24 protein-coding genes and 4 tRNA genes are annotated in these 24,817 nt (G+C 58.8%); 13 read left to right on the top strand and 15 right to left on the bottom strand.

Translation table 11 applies throughout. The features are described from left to right. Positions 1 to 86: 86 nt before the first annotated feature. Entirely contained in the window at positions 87 to 1,109 is a 1,023-nt protein-coding gene (locus tag LOY55_RS26145) for an outer membrane protein assembly factor BamD (RefSeq protein WP_046028529.1), read from the bottom strand. Positions 1,110 to 1,260: 151 nt separating this feature from the next. Between LOY55_RS26145 and rluD the strand changes: the two genes are divergently transcribed. The 8 genes from rluD to LOY55_RS26105 all read left to right on the top strand — a co-directional run bounded on the left by rluD (position 1,261) and on the right by LOY55_RS26105 (position 8,153). After that, positions 1,261 to 2,223 carry a 23S rRNA pseudouridine(1911/1915/1917) synthase RluD gene (gene rluD, locus LOY55_RS26140; RefSeq protein ID WP_046028527.1) on the top strand — a complete coding sequence of 321 codons (963 nt, stop codon included), beginning with the start codon at positions 1,261 to 1,263 and terminating at the stop codon, positions 2,221 to 2,223. Beyond that, positions 2,220 to 2,945, top strand: coding sequence for a peptidoglycan editing factor PgeF (pgeF, locus tag LOY55_RS26135; RefSeq protein WP_223522732.1), 726 nt, complete (start codon positions 2,220 to 2,222; stop codon positions 2,943 to 2,945). Before rluD ends, pgeF begins: the two co-directional genes overlap by 4 nt. A 130-nt stretch (positions 2,946 to 3,075) precedes the next feature. Next, positions 3,076 to 5,640, top strand: coding sequence for an ATP-dependent chaperone ClpB (clpB, locus tag LOY55_RS26130; RefSeq protein WP_109786288.1), 2,565 nt, complete (start codon positions 3,076 to 3,078; stop codon positions 5,638 to 5,640). Positions 5,641 to 5,939: 299 nt separating this feature from the next. Further along, positions 5,940 to 6,015, top strand: a tRNA-Asn gene (locus LOY55_RS26125). 9 nt (positions 6,016 to 6,024) lie between these two features. Beyond that, positions 6,025 to 6,101 (top strand) — tRNA-Pro (locus LOY55_RS26120). A 5-nt stretch (positions 6,102 to 6,106) separates the two neighbouring features. Then, positions 6,107 to 6,182, top strand: a tRNA-Lys gene (locus LOY55_RS26115). 96 nt (positions 6,183 to 6,278) lie between these two features. Further along, positions 6,279 to 6,355: transfer RNA gene (locus LOY55_RS26110), tRNA-Pro, on the top strand. Between the two features lie 172 nt (positions 6,356 to 6,527). After that, positions 6,528 to 8,153, top strand: a complete 1,626-nt coding sequence (locus tag LOY55_RS26105) for a methyl-accepting chemotaxis protein (protein WP_223522733.1) — start codon at positions 6,528 to 6,530, stop codon at positions 8,151 to 8,153. 59 nt (positions 8,154 to 8,212) lie between these two features. On the opposite strand, the gene LOY55_RS26100 is transcribed toward LOY55_RS26105, so the two are convergent. The 5 genes from LOY55_RS26100 to LOY55_RS26080 all read right to left on the bottom strand — a co-directional run bounded on the left by LOY55_RS26100 (position 8,213) and on the right by LOY55_RS26080 (position 11,672). Next, the gene (locus LOY55_RS26100) at positions 8,213 to 8,611 is read right to left on the bottom strand and encodes a hypothetical protein (protein ID WP_077431244.1); all 399 of its coding nucleotides are present in this window, start codon (positions 8,609 to 8,611) and stop codon (positions 8,213 to 8,215) included. Between the two features lie 327 nt (positions 8,612 to 8,938). Next, on the bottom strand, positions 8,939 to 10,237 hold the full coding sequence (locus LOY55_RS26095) for an NAD(P)/FAD-dependent oxidoreductase (RefSeq protein ID WP_046028521.1): 1,299 nt from the start codon (positions 10,235 to 10,237) through the stop codon (positions 8,939 to 8,941). 60 nt (positions 10,238 to 10,297) lie between these two features. Then, positions 10,298 to 10,471: a DUF3094 domain-containing protein gene (locus LOY55_RS26090; protein WP_032830895.1), complete on the bottom strand. Its 174-nt coding sequence runs from the start codon at positions 10,469 to 10,471 to the stop codon at positions 10,298 to 10,300. A 50-nt stretch (positions 10,472 to 10,521) separates the two neighbouring features. Continuing rightward, positions 10,522 to 11,049: an MOSC domain-containing protein gene (locus LOY55_RS26085; RefSeq protein ID WP_046028520.1), complete on the bottom strand. Its 528-nt coding sequence runs from the start codon at positions 11,047 to 11,049 to the stop codon at positions 10,522 to 10,524. After that, positions 11,046 to 11,672, bottom strand: coding sequence for a DUF1780 domain-containing protein (locus tag LOY55_RS26080; protein WP_109786285.1), 627 nt, complete (start codon positions 11,670 to 11,672; stop codon positions 11,046 to 11,048). Before LOY55_RS26080 ends, LOY55_RS26085 begins: the two co-directional genes overlap by 4 nt. A 129-nt stretch (positions 11,673 to 11,801) precedes the next feature. Between LOY55_RS26080 and LOY55_RS26075 the strand changes: the two genes are divergently transcribed. The 3 genes from LOY55_RS26075 to LOY55_RS26065 all read left to right on the top strand — a co-directional run bounded on the left by LOY55_RS26075 (position 11,802) and on the right by LOY55_RS26065 (position 13,240). Then, positions 11,802 to 12,275, top strand: a complete 474-nt coding sequence (locus LOY55_RS26075) for an FAD/FMN-containing dehydrogenase (RefSeq protein WP_077432188.1) — start codon at positions 11,802 to 11,804, stop codon at positions 12,273 to 12,275. After that, positions 12,272 to 12,961 carry an energy-coupling factor ABC transporter permease gene (locus LOY55_RS26070; RefSeq protein WP_077431246.1) on the top strand — a complete coding sequence of 230 codons (690 nt, stop codon included), beginning with the start codon at positions 12,272 to 12,274 and terminating at the stop codon, positions 12,959 to 12,961. The genes LOY55_RS26075 and LOY55_RS26070 overlap by 4 nt, the downstream gene beginning before the upstream one ends. Positions 12,962 to 13,024: 63 nt before the next feature. Beyond that, on the top strand, positions 13,025 to 13,240 hold the full coding sequence (locus LOY55_RS26065) for a hypothetical protein (RefSeq protein WP_046028516.1): 216 nt from the start codon (positions 13,025 to 13,027) through the stop codon (positions 13,238 to 13,240). A gap of 3 nt (positions 13,241 to 13,243) precedes the next feature. On the opposite strand, the gene yacG is transcribed toward LOY55_RS26065, so the two are convergent. The 5 genes from yacG to pilB are packed head-to-tail and all read right to left on the bottom strand — an operon-like array spanning position 13,244 to position 17,855. Continuing rightward, positions 13,244 to 13,444, bottom strand: a complete 201-nt coding sequence (gene yacG / locus LOY55_RS26060) for a DNA gyrase inhibitor YacG (RefSeq protein ID WP_046028515.1) — start codon at positions 13,442 to 13,444, stop codon at positions 13,244 to 13,246. Continuing rightward, positions 13,441 to 14,064 (bottom strand): dephospho-CoA kinase, encoded by a 624-nt coding sequence (gene coaE / locus LOY55_RS26055; RefSeq protein ID WP_046028514.1) that lies wholly within the window; start codon positions 14,062 to 14,064, stop codon positions 13,441 to 13,443. Before coaE ends, yacG begins: the two co-directional genes overlap by 4 nt. After that, a complete protein-coding gene (locus LOY55_RS26050; RefSeq protein WP_223522735.1) occupies positions 14,061 to 14,933 on the bottom strand; it encodes an A24 family peptidase in 873 nt (290 codons plus the stop codon). The genes coaE and LOY55_RS26050 overlap by 4 nt, the downstream gene beginning before the upstream one ends. Position 14,934: 1 nt before the next feature. Then, positions 14,935 to 16,152: a type II secretion system F family protein gene (locus tag LOY55_RS26045; RefSeq protein ID WP_223522736.1), complete on the bottom strand. Its 1,218-nt coding sequence runs from the start codon at positions 16,150 to 16,152 to the stop codon at positions 14,935 to 14,937. 2 nt (positions 16,153 to 16,154) lie between these two features. Next, positions 16,155 to 17,855, bottom strand: coding sequence for a type IV-A pilus assembly ATPase PilB (gene pilB / locus LOY55_RS26040; RefSeq protein ID WP_223522737.1), 1,701 nt, complete (start codon positions 17,853 to 17,855; stop codon positions 16,155 to 16,157). Positions 17,856 to 18,080: 225 nt separating this feature from the next. Here pilB and LOY55_RS26035 point away from each other — a divergent pair, with 225 nt between their 5' ends. Together LOY55_RS26035 and LOY55_RS26030 are read left to right on the top strand one after the other, a co-directional pair. Then, the gene (locus LOY55_RS26035; RefSeq protein ID WP_109786282.1) at positions 18,081 to 18,503 is read left to right on the top strand and encodes a pilin; all 423 of its coding nucleotides are present in this window, start codon (positions 18,081 to 18,083) and stop codon (positions 18,501 to 18,503) included. Between the two features lie 308 nt (positions 18,504 to 18,811). Beyond that, positions 18,812 to 19,165 carry a BON domain-containing protein gene (locus tag LOY55_RS26030; protein ID WP_077431250.1) on the top strand — a complete coding sequence of 118 codons (354 nt, stop codon included), beginning with the start codon at positions 18,812 to 18,814 and terminating at the stop codon, positions 19,163 to 19,165. A gap of 275 nt (positions 19,166 to 19,440) precedes the next feature. Here LOY55_RS26030 and LOY55_RS26025 read toward each other — a convergent pair whose 3' ends face one another. The 4 genes from LOY55_RS26025 to LOY55_RS26010 form a co-directional block, all read right to left on the bottom strand. Further along, positions 19,441 to 19,701 (bottom strand): DUF2845 domain-containing protein, encoded by a 261-nt coding sequence (locus LOY55_RS26025; protein WP_109786361.1) that lies wholly within the window; start codon positions 19,699 to 19,701, stop codon positions 19,441 to 19,443. A gap of 35 nt (positions 19,702 to 19,736) precedes the next feature. Continuing rightward, positions 19,737 to 22,721, bottom strand: a complete 2,985-nt coding sequence (locus LOY55_RS26020; protein WP_258667091.1) for a DUF748 domain-containing protein — start codon at positions 22,719 to 22,721, stop codon at positions 19,737 to 19,739. A gap of 60 nt (positions 22,722 to 22,781) precedes the next feature. Further along, positions 22,782 to 23,798, bottom strand: coding sequence for a class I SAM-dependent rRNA methyltransferase (locus LOY55_RS26015; RefSeq protein WP_223522739.1), 1,017 nt, complete (start codon positions 23,796 to 23,798; stop codon positions 22,782 to 22,784). Between the two features lie 104 nt (positions 23,799 to 23,902). Further along, on the bottom strand, positions 23,903 to 24,775 hold the full coding sequence (locus LOY55_RS26010) for an oxygenase MpaB family protein (protein WP_046028506.1): 873 nt from the start codon (positions 24,773 to 24,775) through the stop codon (positions 23,903 to 23,905). Positions 24,776 to 24,817 lie beyond the last annotated feature (42 nt).

Raw genomic sequence — 24,817 nt, 5'->3', positions numbered from 1 at the left:
AGCCAAGGACATGCCGAGCGCACAGCCTAATAATCACGCCCACAAAAAAGGAGCCTCGCAAGGCTCCTTTTGTACAACCTGAGGTGTCAGTCGAACACGCCAAAGGTCATGTAGCTGAACCAGGAACGGTCGCTGTTGTTGCCTTCGGCCTCGTGATTCTCTTCTTCGATCGCGTCGCCATTTCCGTCTTTAGGCTTCAGCTCGCTCGGAATTGCGTCCTTGGCGTCCTGGAACTGTCGCTGCACGTCCTGGTTGGCGCGGGTTTCGCCCGGCGGCAGCGGTGGGCTGGATTCGATCAGGCCCAGCGTGGCCTTGCTCAACCACGAACGGTTGTCGGCTTCGGCGACCGAAGGCTTGAACTGACCGTCTTCCAGGCTTGGGTGGTTCGGGTAGTTGAGCTTCAGGGTTTCAAGGCTGGTGGCCGCCAGCTCGTCCAGGTGCATGCGCATGTAGGCTTCAGTCATGACCGCCAGGCCGTCACCGACCGAAGGCGTCTCCTGGAAGTTTTCTACCACGTAACGGCCACGGTTTGCGGCGGCGACATAGGCCTGACGGGTCAGGTAATAGTCGGCAACGTGAATCTCGTAGGCCGCCAGCAGGTTACGCAGGTAAATCATGCGCTGCTTGGCGTCTGGCGAGTAACGGCTGTTCGGGAAGCGGCTGGTCAGCTGGGCGAACTCGTTGTAGGAGTCGCGGGCAGCGCCCGGGTCACGCTTGGTCATGTCCAGCGGCAGGAAACGCGACAGCAGGCCAACGTCCTGATCAAAGGAAGTCAGACCTTTCAGGTAGTAGGCGTAATCCACGTTCGGGTGCTGCGGGTGCAGACGAATGAAACGCTCGGCAGCAGACTTTGCAGCTTCTGGCTCGGTGTTCTTGTAGTTGGCGTAGATGAGCTCGAGTTGAGCCTGATCAGCGTAGCGACCGAACGGATAACGCGATTCCAGAGCCTTCAGCTTCGCGATGGCGCTGGTATAGCTACTATTGTCGAGATCTTGCTGAGCCTGCTGGTACAGCTCGACTTCGCTAAGGTTTTCGTCTACGACTTCCTTCGATGAGCAAGCAGCGGTCAATGCGAGGATGGCGATCAGCAGCAGGTGTTTCACTTGCATGGCGGCTTGCGTCCCTATGACGGCCGCTGTCTTGGGCGAGGCCGTCCTGTTATGATGAGCGCCCCGTTGAATAGCCTCGGGGCAAAAGACGCCGTATTTAACCACAAGCGCGCAGCCGAAACCAAAGGCTGTGCCGACGCCTAGTCTGAGCATGTCCGATAAAATTGAACTTCGCGCAGAGGTGCCGTCCGAATTGGGCGGCCAACGCCTCGATCAAGTCGCCGCACAATTATTCGCTGAGCACTCGCGCTCGCGCCTTTCCGCCTGGATCAAAGACGGCCGCCTGACTGTGGATGGGGCGGTTATCCGCCCGCGAGACATCGTTCACGGTGGCGCCATTCTTGAACTGACTGCCGAGCAGGAAGCTCAGGGCGAATGGATCGCTCAAGACATCGAGCTGGACATCGTCTATGAAGATGACGACATCCTGGTGATCAACAAGCCTGCGGGCCTGGTGGTGCATCCGGCTGCCGGTCACGCTGATGGCACCTTGCTCAACGCCTTGCTGCATCACGTGCCGGACATTATCAATGTGCCCCGCGCCGGTATCGTGCATCGCCTGGACAAGGACACCACCGGTCTGATGGTGGTGGCCAAGACCATTCAAGCGCAGACACAGCTTGTCACGCAATTGCAGAGCCGCAGCGTAAGCCGGATCTACGAATGCATCGTGATCGGTGTGGTGACGGCGGGTGGCAAGATCAACGCGCCCATCGGTCGTCACGGTCAGCAACGCCAGCGCATGGCCGTGATGGAAGGGGGCAAGCAAGCCGTCAGCCATTACCGCGTGCTCGAGCGTTTCCGCTCCCACACCCACGTTCGGGTGAAGCTGGAAACCGGTCGTACCCACCAGATTCGTGTGCACATGGCTCACATCAACTTCCCGTTGGTCGGAGACCCTGCCTACGGCGGTCGCTTCCGCATCCCGCCGGCAGCTAACCCGACCATGGTCGAATCGTTGAAGGCGTTCCCGCGCCAGGCCCTGCATGCACGGTTCCTGGAGCTGGATCACCCGACTACTGGCGTGCGCATGAGCTGGGAATCGCCACTGCCGGACGATTTCGTCTGGTTGCTGACCCTGCTCAAGCAAGACCGTGAGGCGTTCATCGGATGAGTGACTGGCTGATTCCCGACTGGCCTGCGCCTACCGGGGTGAAAGCCTGTGTGACCACCCGTGCGGGCGGCGTCAGTCTGGCGCCGTTCGACAGCCTCAATCTCGGCGATCACGTCGATGACAGCCCTGAAGCTGTTGCCGAAAATCGCCGTCGCCTGACCGATCACTTCTCTATTCAACCGGCCTGGTTGCAGCAGGTTCACGGCATCGTCGTGGCTCATGCAGACCCAAGCCAGGTCGCCACGGCTGACGCCAGCTGGACGGCAACACCCGGCATCGCCTGCACGGCGATGACCGCCGACTGTTTACCTGCGCTGTTTTGCGACCGCGCCGGCACTCGCGTGGCGGCGGCCCATGCCGGTTGGCGTGGATTGGCGGCGGGTGTGCTCGAAGCGACGCTCGACAGCCTGGACGTGCCGCCCGCCGACGTACTGGTCTGGCTTGGCCCGGCCATCGGCCCGCAAGCCTTTGAAGTCGGCCCGGAAGTGCGCGAAACCTTCGTTGAGCAATTGCCGGAAGCCGCCAAAGCCTTTGTGCCGAGTGCCAATGCTGGCAAATTTATGGCTGACATCTATGAGCTGGCGCGTTTGCGTCTGGCTACTCGCGGTGTCACGGCTGTTTATGGTGGCGGTTTCTGCACCGTGACCGATCCGCGCTTCTTTTCTTATCGTCGCAGTCCTCGCACGGGTCGCTTTGCCTCCCTTATCTGGCTCGAACGCTAAACTTCTCTGATCTGCATCAACTGATCGACGCTTGAAACTCCCAGAATCGACCGCATCTATAACGGTATCTGGCAGGTTTCTTCATTCAGGATGTTTTATAGGTCCGGCCTGCTCAAAAGGAAGGTGACCCATGCGTATAGATCGTTTAACCAGCAAATTGCAGTTAGCACTATCCGACGCCCAATCTCTGGCCGTCGGCCTTGACCATTCCGGCATTGAACCGGCGCACTTGATGCAAGCCATGCTTGAACAGCAGGGTGGTTCGATCAAACCCCTGCTGATGCAGGTCGGTTTCGACGTCAACAGTTTGCGCAAAGAGCTGACCAAAGAGCTCGATCAACTGCCGAAAATCCAGAACCCGACCGGCGACGTGAACATGTCGCAGGACTTGGCGCGCCTGCTCAATCAGGCTGATCGCCTGGCCCAACAGAAGGGCGATCAGTTCATCTCCAGCGAACTGGTGCTGCTGGCCGCCATGGACGAGAACAGCAAGCTCGGCAAATTGCTGCTGGGTCAGGGCGTGAGCAAGAAAGCCCTGGAAAACGCGATCAACAACCTGCGTGGTGGCGAAGCGGTCAACGATGCCAACCACGAGGAATCGCGCCAGGCGCTGGATAAGTACACCGTCGACCTGACCAAGCGCGCCGAAGAAGGCAAGCTCGACCCAGTGATCGGCCGAGACGACGAAATTCGCCGGACCATTCAGGTCCTGCAACGTCGCACCAAGAACAACCCGGTACTGATCGGTGAACCTGGCGTGGGTAAAACCGCCATTGCCGAAGGTCTGGCCCAGCGCATCATTAATGGTGAAGTGCCGGATGGCCTGAAGGGCAAGCGCCTGCTGTCCCTCGACATGGGGGCGCTGATTGCCGGTGCCAAGTATCGCGGTGAGTTTGAAGAGCGCCTGAAATCGCTGCTCAACGAGCTGTCGAAGCAGGAAGGGCAGATCATTCTGTTCATCGACGAACTGCACACCATGGTCGGCGCCGGTAAAGGCGAAGGCTCGATGGATGCGGGCAATATGCTCAAGCCTGCGCTGGCTCGCGGTGAACTGCATTGCGTCGGTGCGACCACGCTCAATGAGTACCGCCAATATATAGAGAAGGACGCAGCCCTTGAGCGGCGCTTCCAGAAAGTACTGGTGGACGAACCGAGCGAGGAAGACACCATCGCCATTCTGCGTGGCCTGAAAGAGCGTTACGAGGTTCACCACAAAGTGGCGATTACCGACGGCGCGATCATCGCTGCGGCCAAGCTCAGTCATCGCTACATCACCGACCGCCAGTTGCCGGACAAGGCCATCGACCTGATCGACGAAGCGGCCAGCCGTATTCGTATGGAGATCGACTCCAAGCCGGAAGTACTGGATCGTCTGGAGCGTCGCCTGATTCAGTTGAAGGTGGAATCCCAGGCGCTGAAAAAAGAAAGCGATGAAGCGGCGATGAAACGCCTGGAAAAACTCCAGGAAGAAATCGCGCGTCATGAGCGTGAATACTCGGACCTCGAAGAAATCTGGAACTCGGAAAAAGCCGAAGTCCAGGGCTCTGCGCAGATCCAGCAGAAAATCGAACAGTCCCGTCAGGAACTGGAAGCCGCGCGCCGTAAAGGTGACCTGAACCGCATGGCCGAGCTGCAGTACGGGGTGATCCCGGACCTGGAGCGCAGCCTGCAAATGGTCGATCAGCACGGTAAAAGCGAGAACCAGTTGCTGCGCAGCAAGGTGACCGAAGAAGAGATCGCTGAAGTCGTGTCGAAGTGGACCGGCATTCCGGTGTCGAAAATGCTCGAAGGCGAGCGCGACAAGCTGATGAAGATGGAAAGCCTGTTGCACCAGCGTGTGATCGGTCAGGACGAAGCCGTGGTCGCGGTCTCCAACGCCGTGCGGCGTTCCCGGGCCGGGTTGTCCGACCCGAATCGCCCGAGCGGTTCGTTCATGTTCCTCGGCCCGACCGGTGTCGGTAAAACCGAGCTGTGCAAGGCGTTGGCCGAGTTCCTCTTTGATACGGAAGAGGCCATGGTGCGAATCGACATGTCCGAGTTCATGGAGAAACATTCCGTGGCCCGACTGATCGGTGCGCCACCAGGATACGTAGGCTACGAGGAGGGCGGTTACCTGACCGAGGCGGTGCGTCGCAAGCCTTACTCGGTGATCCTCCTGGATGAGGTCGAGAAGGCCCACCCGGATGTGTTCAACATCTTGCTGCAAGTGCTGGAAGATGGTCGCTTGACCGACAGCCATGGCCGCACGGTGGACTTCAAGAATACCGTGATCGTCATGACCTCCAACCTGGGCTCGGTGCAGATCCAGGAACTGGTCGGTGATCGTGAGGCGCAGCGTGCGGCGGTGATGGATGCGATTTCCAGCCACTTCCGGCCGGAGTTCATTAACCGGGTCGACGAAGTGGTGATCTTCGAGCCACTGGCGCGGGATCAGATCGCGGGCATTACCGAGATCCAGTTGGGTCGCCTGCGCAGTCGCCTGACCGAGCGCGAGCTCAAGCTTGAACTGAGCCCTGAGGCCATGGATAAGCTGATTGCGGTGGGTTACGACCCTGTGTACGGCGCACGTCCGCTCAAACGAGCGATTCAGCGCTGGATCGAGAACCCGCTGGCTCAGTTGATTCTGTCGGGTCGCTTCATGCCCGGCGATACCGCCAAGGGTGTGGTGGAAAACGACGAAATCGTATTCGTCTGATCCATCCTGGCAACAAAACTGACGAGGCCTCGCATTGCGAGGCCTTTTTTTCGCCAGGCTGTTGAACTCTAAGGAAAAGGCTTGTAAAGTGCGCCCCGCAGTAAGTCACCCGGAAGGGTTTCTGCTCCCCAAGCGGAAATCTGAAATAAGTTGCAAATCATTAACTTGAAAGCAATTTAGGGGGTTGACAGAGGTGCTTAAGATTGTAGAATAGCGCGCCTCAGACACACGAACGCAGCGATGCGAACGGGTCGAAGAGAACGCAAAAAGCTTCACCGTTGTAAATTGAAATATGTAGTTCCGTGATAGCTCAGTCGGTAGAGCAAATGACTGTTAATCATTGGGTCCCAGGTTCGAGTCCTGGTCACGGAGCCAATTTCAAACCGGGGTATAGCGCAGTCCGGTAGCGCGCCTGCTTTGGGAGCAGGATGTCAGGAGTTCGAATCCCCTTACCCCGACCATTTTTGGGTCGTTAGCTCAGTTGGTAGAGCAGTTGGCTTTTAACCAATTGGTCGTAGGTTCGAATCCCACACGACCCACCATTTTTGAAACCAGTTAACGCTGGAATCGAATCTTAAGATCAGAGGCCAAAAGCGCTGATCGAAGAAGGCGACTTGCAAAGGTCGCCTTTTTTTTACCGGGGTATAGCGCAGTCCGGTAGCGCGCCTGCTTTGGGAGCAGGATGTCAGGAGTTCGAATCCCCTTACCCCGACCATATTAAAAATCCTCGTATCGAAAGATACGGGGATTTTTTTTGTCTGCCGTTTTTTTGTCTGCCGAAAAGGCAATTCCCTTCAGGTCATCGTACAACTTGCCGATAGCCAAGCGACGGGGTCCTGCCGTAACTGCCCCTTATCCAAGTCATTACAAGAAAAAGGGCGTTCGTTATGTTGCTTCGTCAGTTGAATATTGCTCCTCGAGCAGCGCTGGGGTTTGCCCTGATCGCTGTGTTGGTCGCTTTGCTCGGCGTATTTGCGCTGGGGCAGATGTCGAGCATTCGCGACAGTGAGGTGGCAGTGGAGAAGCAATGGCTGCCGAGTATTCGTGGTGGGGACGAGATCCGCGAGTTGATGCTGCGCATTCGTACCATTTCGTTGCGCATGGCCCTGGACCAAGACCCGAAAAACATTCCGGTCTACCGCGGACAAATGGACACCCGAGACAAAGAACTGAGCGAGAAAATCGCGACTTACGACAAGTTGGTCGACACCCCCGAAGGCCAAGCCTTGTATGACCAGTTCAAAACCACTTTCGCGGCCTATCGCACAGGCATTGCCCAGTCTTTCACCCTTGCCGAGCAAGGTCGCCATGACGAACTGACCAAACTGTTGTTGATCGACATGAAAACCGTGGTCGACGGCTCCGGCAAGCAGCTTAATGACTTGGCCGACCTGTTCGCCAAACAAGTTGCAACTGAGAGTGAGAAGTCCGCAGCGCATTACGACACGTCGCGAACGATCGTCAGCCTGTTCATCGCATTGGCGGCGCTGGCCACCGTCGGCCTGGCCATGTTGCTGACCCGCAGCATCGTCCGTCCATTGAACGAAGCCCTGACCGCAGCGGAAAGTGTGGCACGAGGCGATCTGACCCGGCCTATCGAAACCCATGGCAATGACGAAGTCAGCCGCTTGCTCAAAGCCCTGGCGACGATGCAGCGCAATTTGCGCGAAACCCTGCAAGCCATCAGCGGTTCGGCCACGCAACTGGCCACCGCGGCGGATGAGTTGAACGCCGTCACGCTTAATAGCACTCAAGGTCTGCAACAACAGAACAACGAGATTGAGCAGGCCGCCACAGCGGTCAATCAAATGACCATCGCCGTGGAAGAAGTTGCGCGCAACGCGGTGTCGACCTCCGATGCCACCCGTCAGTCCAGCGAATCGGCGCATCTGGGGCAGGAGCGGGTCAGCGAAACCGCGAGTGCCATCAGCGCCTTGGCCAATGACGTGCAGCATACCGGTGAGTTGGTGCAGTCCTTGGCCAACCAGTCTCAGGACATCGGCAAAGTGCTGGATGTGATTCGGGCTATCGCCGAGCAAACCAACCTGTTGGCGCTCAACGCGGCGATTGAGGCGGCGCGCGCGGGTGAAAGCGGACGCGGTTTTGCGGTCGTGGCCGATGAAGTGCGTGCGCTGGCGCATCGCACGCAGCAATCGACCCAGGAAATCGAGCAAATGGTCCAAGGCATGCGCAATGGTTCGAGCCTGGCGCTGGACTCGATGAACGCCAGTGCTTCCCGTGCTGCCAGCACGCGGGTCCTGGCGGAGCGGGCAGGTGACGCGCTGCAGACCATCACTGCCTCGGTCCATGAAATTCACGAACGTAATCTGGTGATCGCCAGCGCCGCCGAAGAACAAGCGCAAGTGGCCCGCGAAGTGGACCGCAACCTGGTGAACATTCGTGATCTGTCGGTGCGTTCCGCCACCGGCGCCGATCAGACCAGCGCCTCCAGTCATGAGTTGTCAAAATTGGCCAACGCTCTGCAGGGCTTGGTACAGCGCTTCCAGGTGTAAATCCGCCAGACAAAAAAGCCCCGCTTCTCGTTGGAGAGCGGGGCTGGGTACTCGAAGGCTTAGGCGCCGTCTTGGTCTTTCAGGTGCTCGAACAAGCCTTTTGGCATTTTCTTGCCGTTCGCTTCGAAGTTGGCTTTCACGTTGTCGTAAGCCTCTTTCTCGTCGATGAAGCCATCGTGGTTGGTGTCGATCTTGTCGAAGTTGGACTTCGGCGCAACTTTCTGGAATTCCGCGCGGGATACCTTGCCGTCGCCATCGGTGTCGGTCTTGGCCATCGACGCATCGCCACACTTGCCTTCACCACATTTGCCCTCAGGGGTTTTCACCACCTGTTCGGCCGAAGCCAGCAGATAGCCTTGAGTCAGCGGCTGCGAAGCGAATACGGTGCCGGTCAACATCATGCCACCGGCCAAAACAGCGCCAAGCAAACCGATAGTGTTTTTGGTGGTACGGGACATTTCAAATCTCCTGGGTTGCGCGACACAACCGTTCGATAAAGGACGCCACGTGAGTGCGGCGATAACCAGTGCAGGCGGGGTGCCTTGCTCGGGTGTGGCCATTTAGCGGGATGGGTGTATCGCTACTGTGTCGCGCAAGGGGGGAGTTTGTAAGCGAAGGGGCAAATCGCGGGGGCAGATACAGTGAGACACAGAAGTGTTCGCCGGTTAGACCGAGGCGCCTGCATCGCGGGTAAGCCGCGCTCCTACATTGGATCTGCGTCGTGCACAGATCCAATGTGGGAGCGTGGCTTGCCCGCGATGAGGCCCTGGCTGACGCCGGAAACTTTAGTGCAGCTTGAGCCGAGGCTCAGTCCCGCGACCAATCTTGCTGCCCAGCATCAGCATCGCCGTGCGGAACGCGCCATACAGCGCCATCTGGTGCATGCGGTACAGCGACACGTAAAACATCCGCGCCAGCCAGCCTTCCAGCATCACGCTGCCGGTCAGGTTACCCATCAAGTTACCCACAGCCGAAAAACGCGACAGCGAGATCAATGAGCCGTAATCGGTGTACTTGTACGTCGGCAATGCCTTGCCTTCGATACGCAGCTTCAGCGATTTGGCCAGCAACGAAGCTTGCTGGTGCGCTGCCTGTGCTCGCGGCGGCACATTACGGTCAGTGCCCGGTTGCGGGCAGGCCGCGCAGTCACCGAAGGCGAAGATGTTCTCGTCGCGCGTGGTTTGCAGGGTCGGCAGTACCTGCAGTTGATTGATGCGGTTGGTTTCCAGGCCGTCGATGTCCTTGAGGAAACCCGGTGCGCGAATGCCCGCCGCCCAGACTTTCAGGCTGGCGTTGATCACTTTGCCATCGGCGGTGATCAGGCTGTCGGCCGTCACTTCACTGACCGCCGCATTGGTCATCACATTGACCCCGAGTTTCTCCAGGGTTTTATGCACAGGCCCACCGATACGTTCCGGCAGGGCGGGCAACACCCGTGGGCCGGCTTCGATCAGGGTGATGTGCATGTTTTCCGGTTTGATCCGGTCCAGGCCATAAGCGGCCAGCTCGTGAGCGGCGTTGTGCAGCTCGGCGGCCAGTTCCACGCCCGTGGCACCGGCGCCGACGATGGCCACGCTGATCTGTTCGACCTTGTCGGTTTGCCCGGCATGGGCACGCAGATAGTGGTTAAGCAGTTGCTGGTGGAAACGTTCGGCCTGTTTTCGGGTATCGAGGAACAGGCAGTGCTGCGCCGCGCCCTGAGTGCCGAAATCGTTGGTGGTGCTGCCGACGGAGATCACCAGCGAGTCGTAGGGCACTTCGCGGGCAGGGACCAATTCCAGGCCGGCCTCGTCATAGGTGGCGGCTAGCTGGATTTTTTTCTGCGTGCGGTCAAGCCCGCTCATGCGCCCCAGCTGGAACTCGAAGTGGTTCCATTTTGCCTGGGCAACATAATTGAGTTCGTCTTCGGAAGAGTTCAGCGACCCGGCCGCCACTTCATGCAGTAACGGCTTCCAGATGTGGGTCAGGTTCGCGTCGACCAGCATCACACTGGCCGTGCCACGCTTGCCCAGAGTCTTACCCAGACGGGTAGCCAACTCCAGACCGCCGGCGCCGCCGCCGACAATAACAATACGATGGGACATGGGGATAACTCGCAAGGCTAAAAGAAATCGGTGCAATTACCCGAGCGAGCGCGATGCGGCTCATAGCGTCAGGTAACTGATAAGTCGGCTCAAAAGGCCCAGACCAATGGTCACTGCCAACACCACCACCAGGAGCATCCACGGCCGGAAAGGCCGGCGCTCGACTCGGTGCTGGGACAGGTGCAGGTACTCTTCGACATGCTTCTGGTCGTCTGGGTTCAAGCGGCTGGTCATATAGGCCTCGTCAGTAGACGTTGCTGAATGTGTAGAAGCTACAGGCTGAGTTAACGAACGTTGAACGGAGCATAGCCGCTGTCCGGGATGGGCTCGACGCTCACCGTGTCGTCCAGTCGAATGATGCCACTTTGTAACACTCGGACGGTGATTCCGCCATGGCCGCGCACGGCCTGAAAGGTCCCGGGGCCGAGGTTGTGTTCAAGGCGCGCGCAGGGCTGGCACCAACCAGTGGTTTCAAAAATGGCCTGGCCGATTTTGAAGCGTCGGCCCTTGAGGCTGAACAGGTTGATGCCGCTGACCACCAGGTTGCGCCGTAGGTCCTGCGGCAATACCGGTTGATCGTCGGGCCGGCCCATCAGCGAACTGATGGCGGCCAGGTGTTCCCATTGAATCAACGTCACCTGCCGCGCATTGCGCGCTCCGGGCCGGGCGTGATCGCCGGTCAAACCGGCTTCAAACCGCGCCTCCACAGCATCGAGTGCGATCATCGGCGAGCGTGATTGCGGGCGCACGCCGATCCAGCGTACGCGGCCGGTTTGCGGGACCTGCGCGATCAATTCCTGCAGTGGGCTCACAGGCTGATGCCGACATCGAAGACGATGCTGCGACCCAGGTTGCTGCGCAGGAAATCCGGGGCTTCGGGGTGCGCGAACAGCACCCGGGCGAATGTCGGGCCGACCAGCGATAACGAGCGCCAGCCTTGGCGCAAATATTCGGTCGGGGGTGGAAAGTGGCTATTGAGGTCCAGCACTTCGCGCTTGAGGCTGGCGAAGGCGATGATGTCGAGCTCCCCCAGGTCCATGCCACGTTCTTTGTAGTTGTGCGCTTTTTTGCGCAAGGTCGGCGCCAGTCTCAGCAAAAATTCATTGGCGGGGATGCGTTTGGGTTTGGCTTCACGTCGTACTAACTGACTCAACGAAAACGCGCTGCGGCGACGTTGCAACTCGTCGCGCCATTCGTCGTTCAGGCGCCGGCCCTCATCGAGCACGAAGAACACTTCGAAATTCGCCTCGCGAAACAGCACGTCCGGCGGCTCGCCGGCCGGGGCGAATTCGTCGGCGCGGTAGGGAATGTTCAAGCCTTGCAGCAGGCGCTGGCATACCCAACGCTCCCGCTCCCATTTGCGGGCATTGGAGAGGAACGCGTTGGCTTGCTCGGCCGCGATGGTCAGCAGGCGTAAATAATCTGAGTCATCCATAGGCCCAAGCTTAGCGTTCAAATGCGACAAGCAGAAAGCGTTTACCGGCAATGGACGTCACTGGGCAGTCTGAAAGGGCGGTGTAGACTGATGGCCATCATGCAGAAGCGATAGGACAAGGGGATGAATGTGAAATATTGGCCGGTGTTGCTGCTCGGATTTCTGCCCTTGTGGGCCCAGGCGCTGGAAGTGGGCGAGCGGCTGGCGCCCTGGACCTTGCTCGATCAGTACGACCAGGCGTTTACACTGGATAATCAGACCAAGACTCAGACGCTGCTGGTGGCGCGAAGTATGGATGCCGCCAAACTGGTAGAGGCTGCGCTGCAAGGCCAGCCAAAAGGCTATCTGGAGGCGCGGCACGTCGTATTTTTAGCGGACATTCAGCGCATGCCACGGTTGATCGCGAAGATGGTTGCCATTCCGGCCATGCGTGATTACTCCTACCGGGTAATGCTGGACCGTGAGGGGCGTGTGGCGCCGCGCTACCCTGGGGCTGAGGACAAAGTACTGTGGTTGCAACTCAAGGACGGCCAATTGTTGGCACAACACGAATATGCCACGGCCGCGCAACTGCATGAGGCGCTAGAGAAGGCCCGGCCATGATCGGCGCCGAGCTGCTGTCACCCGAAACGCTGACAGTCGGCTGGCTGATCTTTGTGCCCATCGTGCTCTGGGCCATCTGGCGTGCGCCTTGGGTTGAGCTGTTCACCGACAGCCGCCGCCAGCATTTGCTGTTTGGCACCGTGTTCGCGCTGTTTATGCTGTGGCTGGTGCGACGGGATTTCGACACCGGCGTGTCTTATCACTTCATCGGCATGACGGCCGTGACCTTGTTGCTGGATTGGCCGTTGGCAATCGTCGGCGGCTTGATTGCGCAGTTCGGACTGGTGCTGCTCGGACGTCAGGACCTGGTCGCTATCGGCGTAAACGGGGCGTTGCTGATTTTGCTGCCCGTGTGGGTTACCGAGTGCATCGCCATCCTGGTGGAGCGCGCACAACCGCGTAATCCCTTTGTGTATATCTTCTGTTCCGGTTTTTTTGCCGCCGCGCTGTCGGCGTTGTTGTGCCTGCTGCTGGCGCTGTTTGTGTTGTGGTACGACGAACGCTTTGCCATGCCGTATTGGCTGGAAGATTTTGTCGGCTATCTGTGGCTGCTGATTTTTCCGGAAGCGTTCATCAACGGCATGCTGGTCAGCGCACTGGTGGTGTTTTGCCCCGAGTGGCTGGAGACGTTCAACCGCACACGCTATCTTTCAGCACCCTGGAATGACGACGATCCGAAGTCTTGATCCGCATCAAATCTTTCTGACGCGGGTGAACTCATGCTCGGCAAAACCTTCAGGAGCATGGGCATGAGTGTTTACGAATGGGCACGGCAGGAGTTGCGTCAGAGTCTGGATGGGGCGCAGGAGGTGGGATTTGATCCGGGCTTGAGCTTGCGCGCCCTGCTCAGTGCCGTGGTGCAGCAGAGTAAAGCGGTGCGCAGTGCCGAAGACCTGGCCGACGAGTTGCGTTTTCTCGCGGAAAACCTCGATGACGGCCAGGACTACGGTTTTACGCGGCCTTGAACATCAGTGGCGCGGTTCGAAATCTTCGCTGAACATTTCGTCTTCGGCGTCCGGGCTGACGGGAATCTTGTGTTCTTCCGATGCCCACGCCCCGAGGTCGATCAGTTTGCAGCGATCCGAGCAGAACGGCCGGAAGGTGCTCTCGGCACTCCATTCAACAGGAGCGCCACAGGTTGGGCATTGGACGGTTGGGGTCTGGCTCATGACTGGCCTCCACGCAAAGTAAGGTAAAAGTGATGCAGGCGTTCGACCTCGCTGTGCAGCCAGGCGAGGTCACGGTCGTTGACCACGACGTCGTCGGCATGGCTCACGCGGTCCTGGCGGCTGGACTGGGCCTTGAGGATCGCCTGGACCTGTTGCTCGCTGGTCTGGTCACGCTGCAAGGTGCGTTCGATCTGTAGTTTTTCAGGGGCATCGATCACCAGGACACGTTGGGTCATGGCGTACTGCCCGGATTCGATCAGCAGCGGTGAAACCAGAATCGCGTAAGGCGATTGTGCCTTGGCTAGATTGTGAGCAATTTCTTCACCGATCAACGGATGCAACAAGCCTTCGAGCCACCGGCGTTCCTCCGGCACTTCAAAAATCAAGCTGCGCAGAGCCGCGCGATCCAGTTGCCCGTCGGCTTGCAGCACACCGGGGCCGAAGTGTTCGGCGATGGCGGCCAGCGCCGGGCGACCCGGTTCCACCACCCAGCGCGCCGCGTGATCGGCGTCCACGACATGGATGCCCAGGTCGATGAAGTGCTGGGCAGCGGCGCTTTTGCCGCTGCCGATGCCGCCGGTCAGGCCAAGAATCCAGGGTTTTTCCACAGGGGTATTCATTTCAAACCGACAAACTGCCAATAGAAGTCGGTTATTTGACCACCCCAGAGCAAGGCAATCCAGCCGGCAATCGCCAGATAGGGGCCGAAGGGGATCGGCGTCGATGTATTCGCATTGCGCAAGCGCAGCAAAATCACGCCGACGAATACCCCCGCGAGCGATGACAGCAGAATCGTCAGAGGCAAAATCTGCCAGCCGCCCCAGGCCCCCAGCATGGCCAGCAACTTGAAATCACCGTGGCCAATCCCGTCTTTGCCGGTGAGCAGCTTGAACAGCCAGTACACCGTCCACAACACCATGTACCCGGCCACTGCTCCCCACAGGGCTTCATGCAATGACACGAAAACCCCGAAGCTGTTGACGATCAACCCGAGCCACAACAGCGGCAGCACCAACACGTCCGGCAGCAATTGGTGCTCGGCGTCGATCAGGCTCATCGCCAGCAATCCCCAACTCAGGACCAGTACCGTGCCGGCCTGCCAACCGAAACCGAAATGCCAGGCGATAAACGCCGAGAGCAGGCTGCAGGCCAGTTCAGTCAGCGGGTAGCGCTTGCTGATCGGTGCGCTGCAGTTTGAACACCGCCCCCTTAAAAACAGGTAACTGAGCACCGGAACGTTTTCCCATGGGCGAATTCGATGGTCGCAATGCGGGCAATGGGAATGGGGCAGCATCAAATTGTAGGGCGGGCCTGGTGCTTCGGCGGGGACACCGAGCACGTCATGGGCCTGCAACCGCCATTCGCGGTTGAGCATTTTCGGCAGGCGCCAGACCACCACATTGAGGAAACTGCCCACCAGCAGACCTACAACCAGTGCAATGGCCACGAACGCCAGCGGATAAACAGTCAGGATTTCATTCAAGGGCATGTCAGATCGCTGAGCCGAGTTGGAAGATGGGCAGGTACATTGCAACCACCAGGCCTCCGACGATAACACCGAGCACGACCATGATGAACGGCTCCATCAGGCTGGTGAGGTTATCGACCATGTTGTCCACTTCGTCCTCATAGAAACTCGCGACTTTGTCGAGCATGTCATCCAGTGCGCCGGACTCTTCGCCAATCGCTGTCATCTGAATCGCCATGTTGGGGAAGATGCCCGAGGTGCGCATGGAGAAGTTCAACTGCATGCCGGTCGACACGTCCTGCCTGATCCGCAGCACCGCACGCTTGAACACAATGTTGCCAGTGGCGCCGGCCACGGACTCCAGCGCTTCGACCAGCGGGACACCTGCGGCAAAGGTGGTCGACAGCGTACGGGCGTAACGGGCCACGGCAGATTTGTACATCAGCGTGCCAATCAGCGGCAGCTTCAACAGCCAGGTGTCCGTCCAGTCGCGAAACCCGGGGGACTTCCTGAAAGCGTGGCGCACACCGAAAATGCCCGCGATCAACCCGCCGAGCAGCGCCCACCACCACTGCTGCATGAACGCCGAAAGGCCGATGACCATCACGGTGAACGCCGGCAGTTCAGCGCCAAACCCTTTGAACACCGACTCGAACTGGGGCACCACCTTGACCAGCAGAATCCCCGTGACAATGATCGCGACAAACACCACCGCGAGCGGGTAGGTCATGGCTTTCTTGATCTTGGCCTTGAGGCTTTCGCTCTTTTCCTTGTAGGTGGCCACCCGTTCCAACAGGGTATCGAGAGCGCCAGCCTGCTCGCCGGCGTCCACCAGGTTGCAGTAGAGCTCATCGAAATACTGCGGCTTCTTGCGCAGGGACGCGGCGAAGCTGTTACCGGCCGCGACTTCCTGTTTCACCTCGTCCACCAGTTTGCGCATGGCCGGGTTATCGAAGCCTTCGCCGATAATGTCGAATGACTGCAGCAGCGGCACGCCCGCTTTCATCATGGTCGCCATCTGCCGGGTGAACAGGGCAATATCCTGGGTCTTGATGCGTTTGCCGACGCTGAAAATCGAGGCGGATTTCTTGCGTATCTTGCCGGGATTGATGCCTTGCTTGCGCAGTTGGGCCTTGATCAACGCCGGGTTCTGGCCGCTCAACTCGCCTGTCATTCGGGTGCCTTTGCGGTCTGTGCCTTCCCAGGCATAGACGCTGATTTTTGCTGCTTTGACCGCCATGTTCAGTCCTTGGTGACCCGGTTGATTTCTTCAAGGCTAGTGACGCCTTGCATGGCCTTGAGCAGGCCCGAGGTGCGCAAGTCGTTGAAACCGTCCTTGCGCATCTGGCTGTCGATTTGCAGTGAGTTGCCCTCGGCCATGATCAGCCGTTGCAGGTCCTTGGTGTTCTTCACCACTTCATAAATCCCGACGCGCCCTTTGTAGCCGTTGTTGCACTGATCGCAACCGACCGGCTCATAGATCGCGAATGAGCCGATGCGTTCCTCGGGAAAACCTTCCTTGAGCAGCGTTTCACGAGGGACGTCGATGGATTGCTTGCAGTGGTTGCACAATTTGCGCGCCAGACGCTGGGCGATGATCAGGGTGACCGAGGTGGCGATGTTGAAGCCCTGAATGCCCATGTTATGCAGACGGGTCAAGGTTTCGGCGGCGCTGTTGGTGTGCAGGGTGGACAGCACCAGATGCCCGGTCTGCGCGGCTTTGATGGCGATTTCGGCGGTTTCCAGATCGCGGATTTCGCCCACCATGATCACGTCCGGGTCCTGGCGCAGGAACGAACGCAGCGCCTGGGCGAAATCCAGCCCCTGCTTGGGATTGACGTTGACCTGGTTGATGCCTTCCATGTTGATCTCCACCGGGTCTTCGGCGGTGGAAATATTGATGTCCACGGTGTTGAGGATATTCAAGCCGGTGTAGAGCGACACGGTCTTGCCCGAGCCGGTGGGCCCGGTGACCAGAATCATGCCCTGTGGCTGCTTCAGGGCGGCCATGTACAAGTCTTTCTGGTCGGACTCGTAGCCGAGGGCATCAATGCCCATTTGCGCGCTGGACGGGTCGAGGATCCGGATCACCACTTTCTCGCCCCATAGCGTCGGCAGGGTATTGACCCGGAAATCAATCGACTTGCTCTTGGACAGGCGCATTTTTATCCGCCCGTCCTGAGGTTTGCGGCGCTCGGAAATGTCGAGGCTGGCCATGACTTTGAGCCGCGCCGCAATGCGGTTGGCCAATTGAGTGGGCGGCTTGGCCACTTCGCGCAACATGCCGTCGGTGCGCATCCGCACCCGGTATGTTTTTTCATAGGGCTCGAAGTGCAGGTCGGACGAGCCGCTCTTGATCGCGTCGAGCAGCATTTTGTGGACGAAACGCACGACGGGCGCATCGTCGGCATCCTGCCCGGCGATAGCGTCCTTTTTGTTGTCATCGACCGACTCGATGTCCAGCCCGTCGAGATCGACATCTGCCATGTCTTCCAGGCCGCTGGCATGGCTGTCGAAGAATTTCTCGATGGCATCGCTGAGCTTGTCGTCCTCCACCAGGATGGCTTCGGTGTTCAGCCCGGTGCTGAACTGGATGTCATTGATCGCCTGATGATTGGTCGGGTCGGAAATCCCCACGAACAACTTGTTGCCGCGTCGCCAGAGAGGCAGCGCATGGTGCTGGCGGATCAGCTTTTCGCTGACCAGTCCTTTGGGCTGGGTTTCCTTGTCCAGGCAATAGAGGTCCAGCAGCGCCATGCCGAAATGCTCCGAGGCAATCTCGGCGATCTGTCGACTCTTCGCCAGATTGTTCTGTACCAGGTAACTGACCAGGGAAATCTTGTTGCGTTGGGCTTGCTGATACGCCTGTTGCGCGCTTTTGTCAGTGAGCAGCTCGGCCAGGACCAATTGCTTGGCCAGACCGCTTAGGGCGATGTCGTTCATGGGGATACCGGACACAGACAGTTCAAGACTTATAGCCTAGTCAAGGCGCTGAACCAAACCAGCGGCGTTGAGGTGACAAAAAGTGTCAGATAGTGCGGTTGCAGGGGGCTCGAAAGCCCTTCGGCTCGACTTCGCGCCCCGCCAGCAGGGGCTCTGGCGCTTGGCATGGGCTGTGCTGATGCTCTTGCAGATCATGAGATTTCAACTCATGCATGGAGCGTGTCTATGAAGACTCAGAAAGGTTTTACCCTGATCGAACTGCTGATCGTGGTGGCGATCATCGGGATTCTGGCGACGTTTGCGTTGCCGATGTATTCCAAATATCAGGCTCGGGCGAAAGTGACGGCAGGCTTGGCCGAGATTTCCGCCATGAAGGTTCCGTATGAAGATGTGATCAACCAGGGGACTGCGCCAACGGTGGCCAACGTGGCGCCGGCGGGCAATGCCACCACCAGCAATTGCACGGTCGCAGTGACAGGTACGGTTGCCACGGGTGCCGGCACCATCACGTGCACGATCTTGAATGCACCGGGGCCTGTGTTGAGCAAGACCATCACATTGACCCGTGATGCCACTAATGGCTGGGCGTGTACCAGCACTGCTCAACAAGACTACGTGCCTAAAGGCTGCACGGGTTCCGCTACGTAAACGCTGAGATCCGGCACAGCCCCGCTTCTAAGGACACGGGGCTTTTTTTGCTTGCGAATGTCTCGCAGACACAGAAAAAAAGCCAAAAAATTCAGCGTGTTAGGAACTTTGTGAAAACCCGCATGTTGCATGCAGAGATTTACCAGGTCATGCATTTTGCATGATTTCGAAAATGGGTCGAATTTATAAGTTATTGATTTATAAGAATTTGTTAGTTGTTTCAAAGTTGGCACAGCGTTCGCAATATCCCCAGTAACCCTGCTGAGAAGACAACCAGCAGACTTTCTAGAAAAACAGGAGTTACTCGTATGAAGAAGTTCGCTATCGCTGCCGCTACTGCTACCGCGCTGACCCTGACCCTGGCCAACGCAGCATTCGCGCAGACCACCACCACTCAAGCCCCTTTGACATTGGCTTCTGGTGAGGCTGCCAAGGTCGAGGAAGCTACTTCCGATACCTGGATCACCACCAAAGTTAAAAGCGACCTGCTGACTGAAAAAGGTATTCCTGGCACCGACATCAAAGTCGAAACCAACAAAGGTGTTGTGTCCCTGTCGTCCACGGTTGCCGTGACTGATTCTCAGAAAGCCACCGCTGTGGCGATCACCAAGAAAATCAAAGGCGTCAAAGCGGTCTCCGCTGACGGCCTGAAAGCCGAGTAAGGCAAGACTTCTCGCCTGGACCGGGAGAAGGTGTGGCAGACGGGCTGAGCAATACGCCTGCCGCTTCTTGGGAGTTCATGCGAACGGCCATAAGGATGTGGCCATTACAGGCCTCCGACATTCGTGTCGGGGGCCTGTTCTATATGGGCAACACAAAACAACTGTGGGAGCGAGCTTGCTCGCGATGAGGGCATAACATTCAACATCCAGGTTGACTGTTAGACCGCCATCGCGAGCAAGCTCGCTTGTATGTTTAGACTTGAAGGGGTGGGGATTTAATTGCCGCGTTTGCTGGTGATTTGGGTCAGGCGATTGCCTTCAAAACGCAGGAACTGGTACATCCCGCCGTTGGGCCCGTAGGTCCATTCCTCCACCTGGAACTCTTCACGTCGATTGGCACTGCGTTTGTACCCGAGCAAATCGCGGCTGACAGGTTCTCCACACTTTTGCAGCACTTCGCTGGACCTGTCGCCGACGCTGATCAATTGACTGCCACAGCGCAAGGTGTCGGCTGCGGAGACTTGGCTGGCGCCCATCACCAGCACCAGGCCTGAGAGCAATCGCCTGACCTTCACTCGGCGTCCAGATGCATCGGCGTCACCACCCGGCCATCACTTTCTGCTTCGCCAAGGCTGGCGTCGATGAAGTACACGCGGTCATCGGCCAACTGGCCCTTGTCGACCAGATAATCCTTGATGCTGCTGGCGCGGTCCTGACCCAACTGACGCAACAGCACATCGCTGGTACTCCAGAACTTGATCACGTCCGCACGCATTTTCGCGGTGCGATCTTCCTTGCCCAGGTCCTTCCATTCGGCGGGTGGCTGGGTCTTCAGGCGGGTGCGGTAGATGCCTTCCAGCAGCGGGCCTTTCTCGTTGTCCGGAACATCCAGCAATGAGGCCTGTGCTGGCACCTTGTCGCCACGACGCTGGAGCATTTTGTAGTAGTTGTACTGGTATTCCCGCTCCAGGCGTTGCTCGGCGATCAGCGGGCCATCGCTGCTCGCCGCCGCCGTGCCTTCGATTTCCAGGCGCAGGGCCGGGCGTTCCTTCAGGGCGTTGGACAGTTTGACCAATGCCGCTTCGGCATCCTTGCCCAGGTCGCTTGAACCCGGCGCGAATGACACGCTGCCCAAGTCTTCGGAACCGCCGCCACTGACCAGCCCGCCAATCATTTTGAACGGCGCAGCGGCTGCCTTGACGATCAGGTTGCGCAGGGTTTGCCAGATAATCGGCATGACACTGAACTGCGGATTATTGAGGTCACCGGTGACGGGCAATTCGATGGAAATCTTGCCGTCGACATCCTTGAGCAAAGCGATCGCCAGCTTCAGTGGCAGGCTCACGGCATCCGGGCTGTCGACTTTTTCCCCTAGCTGCAATTGCTCGACCACCACTTTGTTTTCGGCCTTGAGCTGACCTTTGGTAATCAGGTAATGCACGTCGAGATTGAGCCGGCCCTTGCGGATGCGATACCCGGCAAATTTGCCGGAGTAAGGGGTGAGCGTGGTCAGCTCAACGCGTTTGAAACTGGTGGCGATGTCGAGGCTGGCCATCGGGTCGAATGGATTGACTGCGCCCTTGATCGTCACGGGTGCATAACGATCTACCTTGCCTTTCACATCAACGCTGGCCGGTTTTGGCTGACGGCTGTCGATGGTGCCGATCTGCCCGTTGAGCTGTTGCACAGCGGTGGCGAAGTTCGGGGTCAGGCTGAAGTCGGCGAAGTTGGCCGAACCGTCATTGATGGCAATGCCGCCGATGTGGATGCCCAGTGGTTTGCCGTTGCCGGCCGGTTTGGCCGCGGTGGTTTTCGCGCCGGTGTCGGGCGGTTGCGGGATCAACAAGTCATCAATGTTGGTGGTGCGATCTTCATTGATCATGAAGCGCACATAGGGCTGGAACAGGTTGACCTTGTCGATCGACAGGCTGTCACCGTGTTGATAGTTCAGGCCTTCGACCACCACCTGCTGCCACTTGAGAAAGTCCCGGGTTTTCAGGGTGTCGAGGGTGTGCAACTGATCGACCTGAGCGCGACCGGTGACGCTGAACGCCAGAGGCTCGGTGCTTTTCAGATCGACTGCCAGATCACTGCCGAGCATGCCGCTGCGCAGTTCCAGGCGAATGAACGGGGTGATGTATGACTGGGCGACACGCAGGTCGATGTCTTTGGTCTGCATCTTCAGTTTGGCGCTGATCGGGGCGAGATTGACCACGCCGTCTGCCAACACCTTGCCCTGCTTGCCCAGGCCGGTGTCGAGCTTGAGATTGAAAGGCGAGCCATTGAGGCTGTCGAAGTTCTGCAGGTCCAGGTTCAACGGGCCCACTTCCAGCGCGACGGCGGGTTGCGCCTTGCGGTCGGCCAGGTGCACCTGGTAATCGCGCAGTTGCACGTCTTTGAGCAGCACTTGCCACGGTTTGCTCGGTGGCGCAGGTTCCGGTTTCGGTGAGTCGGCAGCCGCGGGTGTAGTGGCCGGTTCGGCCTTGGCTTTGGCAGCGGGTTTGGATGGCTGGCTGGCGAACAGTTTTTGCCAGTCAAGTTGCCCGTCGACTTCGAGGGCGGCCCAGGTTTCCAGTTTGTGGCTGCGGACTTTGCCGACCACCACTTGTTGCTTGGCCAGGTCCACGGTGGTGTCGCTGATGTCCAATCGTTCGAGCTTCGCCAGCGGCCGCCCGTCCGGAGCCTTGATCGCGAAAGGCGCGACGCTGACAGCGACATTGCTCAACAGCAGTTCGGTTTCCTTGGACAGATTGAGCTTGTAGTCGGTGCTGAGGCTCATGATGCCGCTTTCGAGGTCCAGGGGGACTGCGTCGCGGACATAGGGCCAGAAGGCTTTCATCTTGCCATCGGTGATTTTCAGCTTACCTTCGGAGGCGAGCGGGATCAGGCTGAAGTTGCCGGTCCAGTCGATCTGTCCGCCGTTGGGGCCGATGGCCACCAAGGTCATGTCGGCGCTGTCTTCGGGCAGGGTGCTGAGGTTTTTCAGCTCGAAGTCGAGTTTGTCGTAGAGAAACTCGATGGGTTCGCTGGGCCGGGCATCTTCAAAGTGCAAGGCGCCGCCCGCCAGCTGGATCCGCTCGATGCGCAGTGGAAACGGCTTGGCATCCGGGTCGGCGGGGGTGGGTTCGCTTGCTGGCAGTTTGAACAGCCCAAGCAGATTGAGCTTGCCGTCCTTGCCGAAGAGGATTTCAGTCTTGAGTTTGTCCAGTTCGATATCGGACAGATGCACGGCCTTGGTCCAGAGGCTGTCGATTTGCAGGTTGGCGTACAGGCGTTCGAAGCCGATCTGTTCCTTGCCCGGCTCGCCGATGACCAGGCCCCAAAGGGTCACTTCAAGGCTGAACGGGTTGAGTTCGATACGCTGGAGGTGGGCGGGCACCGTGGCGTAGTTGGCCAATTGTTGGTTGGCAACCCGCAAGGCGATGCCCGGTAAAATCAGAAACCCCAGCAAGCTGTAGAGAGCCAGAGCAGTCAACAAGGCGCCGATAGCGCGAATCAATCCTTTGGGCATGTGCGGCTTCATCTGTCTGAATCGGAGTGCCTTGGAGTATGGCATGCGATTGCAGTTCCGAAGTAACCACGCTTTGCAGGATTTGTCTGAAATGCTGCCTGGGTTTCAGAGCTGCAGGATCAATGTTTTTAGCGGTGGTTGCTGATCCATCGACGGGAAATCAGCGCCCGGTGTCATCACTGTCCATTCGCGCACCGGTCGCCCGGCTTTCTCGGCGCAACGCAATACCTGTTCACGCCAGTCGTCCATGGTGACCTTTGCCAGGTTGTTGCAGCAGATCAGCACGCCATTGTCGGCGGTGGTCAGCAGTGCGGGTTTGAGCAGGCTCTGGTAGTCGCGCAGCAGGTCGACGGTGCCGAAGGCGCTCTTGGCCCAGGCGGGCGGGTCGAGCAGCACCAGGTCGTATTGACGCTGTTCCAGGCGTTGATAACTCGGCAACTTCTGCCCACGGCGTTGACTGATCGGCAGCCCTGCCAGTTGGCGGATCGCCGGGAAGTAATCGGACTGGATGAACTCCATGGCGGGCAATTGCGGATTGAGCAGCCCATTCTCACAGCCGACCGCCAGATTGCCCTCGGCGAAATCGAGGTTGCACACCTCGCGGGCACCACCGGCCGCTGCACTCAGCCCCACGCCACAGGTGTAGGCAAACAGGTTGAGCACGCTTTTGTTCTGGCTGTGTGCTTTGACCCAGCCACGGGTGTTGCGCAGGTCGAGGAATAGCAAAGGGTCCTGGCCGGCATGGCGCCCGCGAACCCGGTAGTTCAGGCCCCACTCGTGGCCGACCAGATCCTGAAGCGCGGCTTCATCGGCCTGGTAGACGGTGTCTTCGCGGTCGATGCGCGAATTGCCACGGGAGCGGTCGTTGTAGACCAACAGGGTTTCCAGGCCCAGGTGTTGATTTATGGCGTCGTGCAATTGCAGCAGGGCGTCGCGTTCCAGAGACTGGTGAAAGCTTTGCACCAGCAGTTGCGGACCATAGCGGTCGATGGTCAGGCCACCGGCGCCTTCCTGGCTGCCGTGGAACAGGCGATAGCAATCGGTGCCTTGCTGATGCAGTTCGGCAAGCAGGTCCTGGCGATGTTCGAGGGCGGCGCGCAGCGCCTGATTCAAGGAAGACATGCTGGGCGCCTTGCAGGAGGGAATTTGGCGCGGGAGTTTAACAGCATTGCACCTGATCCCGAGCCACTGATCGTTCCCACGCGGAGCGTTGGAACGATCAATCGTCAGGTCAACAGCCCCATCCGCCGCTTCGCCCGCTGCACCGAGCCATTGCGCACTGCCCAGCGCAGCATCGGTGCACTGCGGTTAACGCTGGCGCGGATCAGTTTGCGTTGCAGTGGATTCTGGCTGACGCCGAGCATGGCACTGGCCCAGTCCGGTAGCAGATCGATACCCGCCTGCATCATCAAACCGCCAAAAGGCTTGGCCAAACGGCTGGGGGAGGGCGCGCTCAGCAGCAACCGCAACACTTCCCGGCTGCGTTCGTCGCACAGCAACTGAGGGCGAATGCGCGCAAGGTAATCGGCAATGGCCTGTCGCGAGCGGGGTACATCGCGGGCACCCAGGCGTTCGGCAACGATGGCGATTTCTGCGTAGTAGCGATCCTGATCGGCCAGCGACAGCGCCGGATTGCGGTAACGCAAATGCGCGGCGAGAAAGTTGCTGACCTCGGCCACATGCACCCAGGTCAGCAAGTCTGGATCACTGGCGGCGTAGGGGCGTCCGTCCGGTGCCGTACCGGTGACTTGCAGGTGGATGGTGCGGACTTTCTCGATCAGCCAGTCGGCATCCTTTCGCGAACCAAACGTGGTGCCAGAGATGAACTGCCCGGTGCGGCGCAGTCGGCCGAGCATGTCCTCACGAAAATTCGAATGATCCCAGACCCCGGCCAGCGCCAGTGGATGCAGGGCTTGCAGCATCAGGGCGCTGATGCCGCCAATGAGCATGCTGCTGAAATCGCCGTGCACTTGCCAACTCACCGAGTCGGGGCCGAACAGGCCGGGATCACCTTTGGGATTTTCCAGATCGAGCTTGCCCAGTGACAGACCGCTCAGGCTCATGATTTGGGTTTCGATGCGGGTACGGATGAATTCCATGGCGACTCAGTGGCGAAAAAAAGGCGCGGCCATCGCTGGCCG

Source organism: Pseudomonas sp. B21-040, assembly GCF_024748695.1.
In the GTDB taxonomy this organism is placed as follows: Bacteria; Pseudomonadota; Gammaproteobacteria; order Pseudomonadales; family Pseudomonadaceae; genus Aquipseudomonas.
The sequence above is the reverse complement of the archived record's forward strand: the minus strand, read 5'-3'. Positions and strand labels throughout refer to the sequence as shown.

Bases quoted from the DNA above. Each gene is read 5' to 3' on its own strand.
- LOY55_RS26145 (WP_046028529.1), bottom strand. From the start codon at position 1,109: ATGCAAGTGAAACACCTGCTGCTGATCGCCATCCTCGCATTGACCGCT.
- rluD (WP_046028527.1), top strand. From the start codon at position 1,261: ATGTCCGATAAAATTGAACTTCGCGCAGAGGTGCCGTCCGAATTGGGC.
- pgeF (WP_223522732.1), top strand. From the start codon at position 2,220: ATGAGTGACTGGCTGATTCCCGACTGGCCTGCGCCTACCGGGGTGAAA.
- clpB (WP_109786288.1), top strand. From the start codon at position 3,076: ATGCGTATAGATCGTTTAACCAGCAAATTGCAGTTAGCACTATCCGAC.
- LOY55_RS26105 (WP_223522733.1), top strand. From the start codon at position 6,528: ATGTTGCTTCGTCAGTTGAATATTGCTCCTCGAGCAGCGCTGGGGTTT.
- LOY55_RS26100 (WP_077431244.1), bottom strand. From the start codon at position 8,611: ATGTCCCGTACCACCAAAAACACTATCGGTTTGCTTGGCGCTGTTTTG.
- LOY55_RS26095 (WP_046028521.1), bottom strand. From the start codon at position 10,237: ATGTCCCATCGTATTGTTATTGTCGGCGGCGGCGCCGGCGGTCTGGAG.
- LOY55_RS26090 (WP_032830895.1), bottom strand. From the start codon at position 10,471: ATGACCAGCCGCTTGAACCCAGACGACCAGAAGCATGTCGAAGAGTAC.
- LOY55_RS26080 (WP_109786285.1), bottom strand. From the start codon at position 11,672: ATGGATGACTCAGATTATTTACGCCTGCTGACCATCGCGGCCGAGCAA.
- LOY55_RS26070 (WP_077431246.1), top strand. From the start codon at position 12,272: ATGATCGGCGCCGAGCTGCTGTCACCCGAAACGCTGACAGTCGGCTGG.
- LOY55_RS26065 (WP_046028516.1), top strand. From the start codon at position 13,025: ATGAGTGTTTACGAATGGGCACGGCAGGAGTTGCGTCAGAGTCTGGAT.
- yacG (WP_046028515.1), bottom strand. From the start codon at position 13,444: ATGAGCCAGACCCCAACCGTCCAATGCCCAACCTGTGGCGCTCCTGTT.
- coaE (WP_046028514.1), bottom strand. From the start codon at position 14,064: ATGAATACCCCTGTGGAAAAACCCTGGATTCTTGGCCTGACCGGCGGC.
- LOY55_RS26050 (WP_223522735.1), bottom strand. From the start codon at position 14,933: ATGCCCTTGAATGAAATCCTGACTGTTTATCCGCTGGCGTTCGTGGCC.
- LOY55_RS26045 (WP_223522736.1), bottom strand. From the start codon at position 16,152: ATGGCGGTCAAAGCAGCAAAAATCAGCGTCTATGCCTGGGAAGGCACA.
- pilB (WP_223522737.1), bottom strand. From the start codon at position 17,855: ATGAACGACATCGCCCTAAGCGGTCTGGCCAAGCAATTGGTCCTGGCC.
- LOY55_RS26035 (WP_109786282.1), top strand. From the start codon at position 18,081: ATGAAGACTCAGAAAGGTTTTACCCTGATCGAACTGCTGATCGTGGTG.
- LOY55_RS26030 (WP_077431250.1), top strand. From the start codon at position 18,812: ATGAAGAAGTTCGCTATCGCTGCCGCTACTGCTACCGCGCTGACCCTG.
- LOY55_RS26025 (WP_109786361.1), bottom strand. From the start codon at position 19,701: ATGGGCGCCAGCCAAGTCTCCGCAGCCGACACCTTGCGCTGTGGCAGT.
- LOY55_RS26020 (WP_258667091.1), bottom strand. From the start codon at position 22,721: ATGCCATACTCCAAGGCACTCCGATTCAGACAGATGAAGCCGCACATG.
- LOY55_RS26015 (WP_223522739.1), bottom strand. From the start codon at position 23,798: ATGTCTTCCTTGAATCAGGCGCTGCGCGCCGCCCTCGAACATCGCCAG.
- LOY55_RS26010 (WP_046028506.1), bottom strand. From the start codon at position 24,775: ATGGAATTCATCCGTACCCGCATCGAAACCCAAATCATGAGCCTGAGC.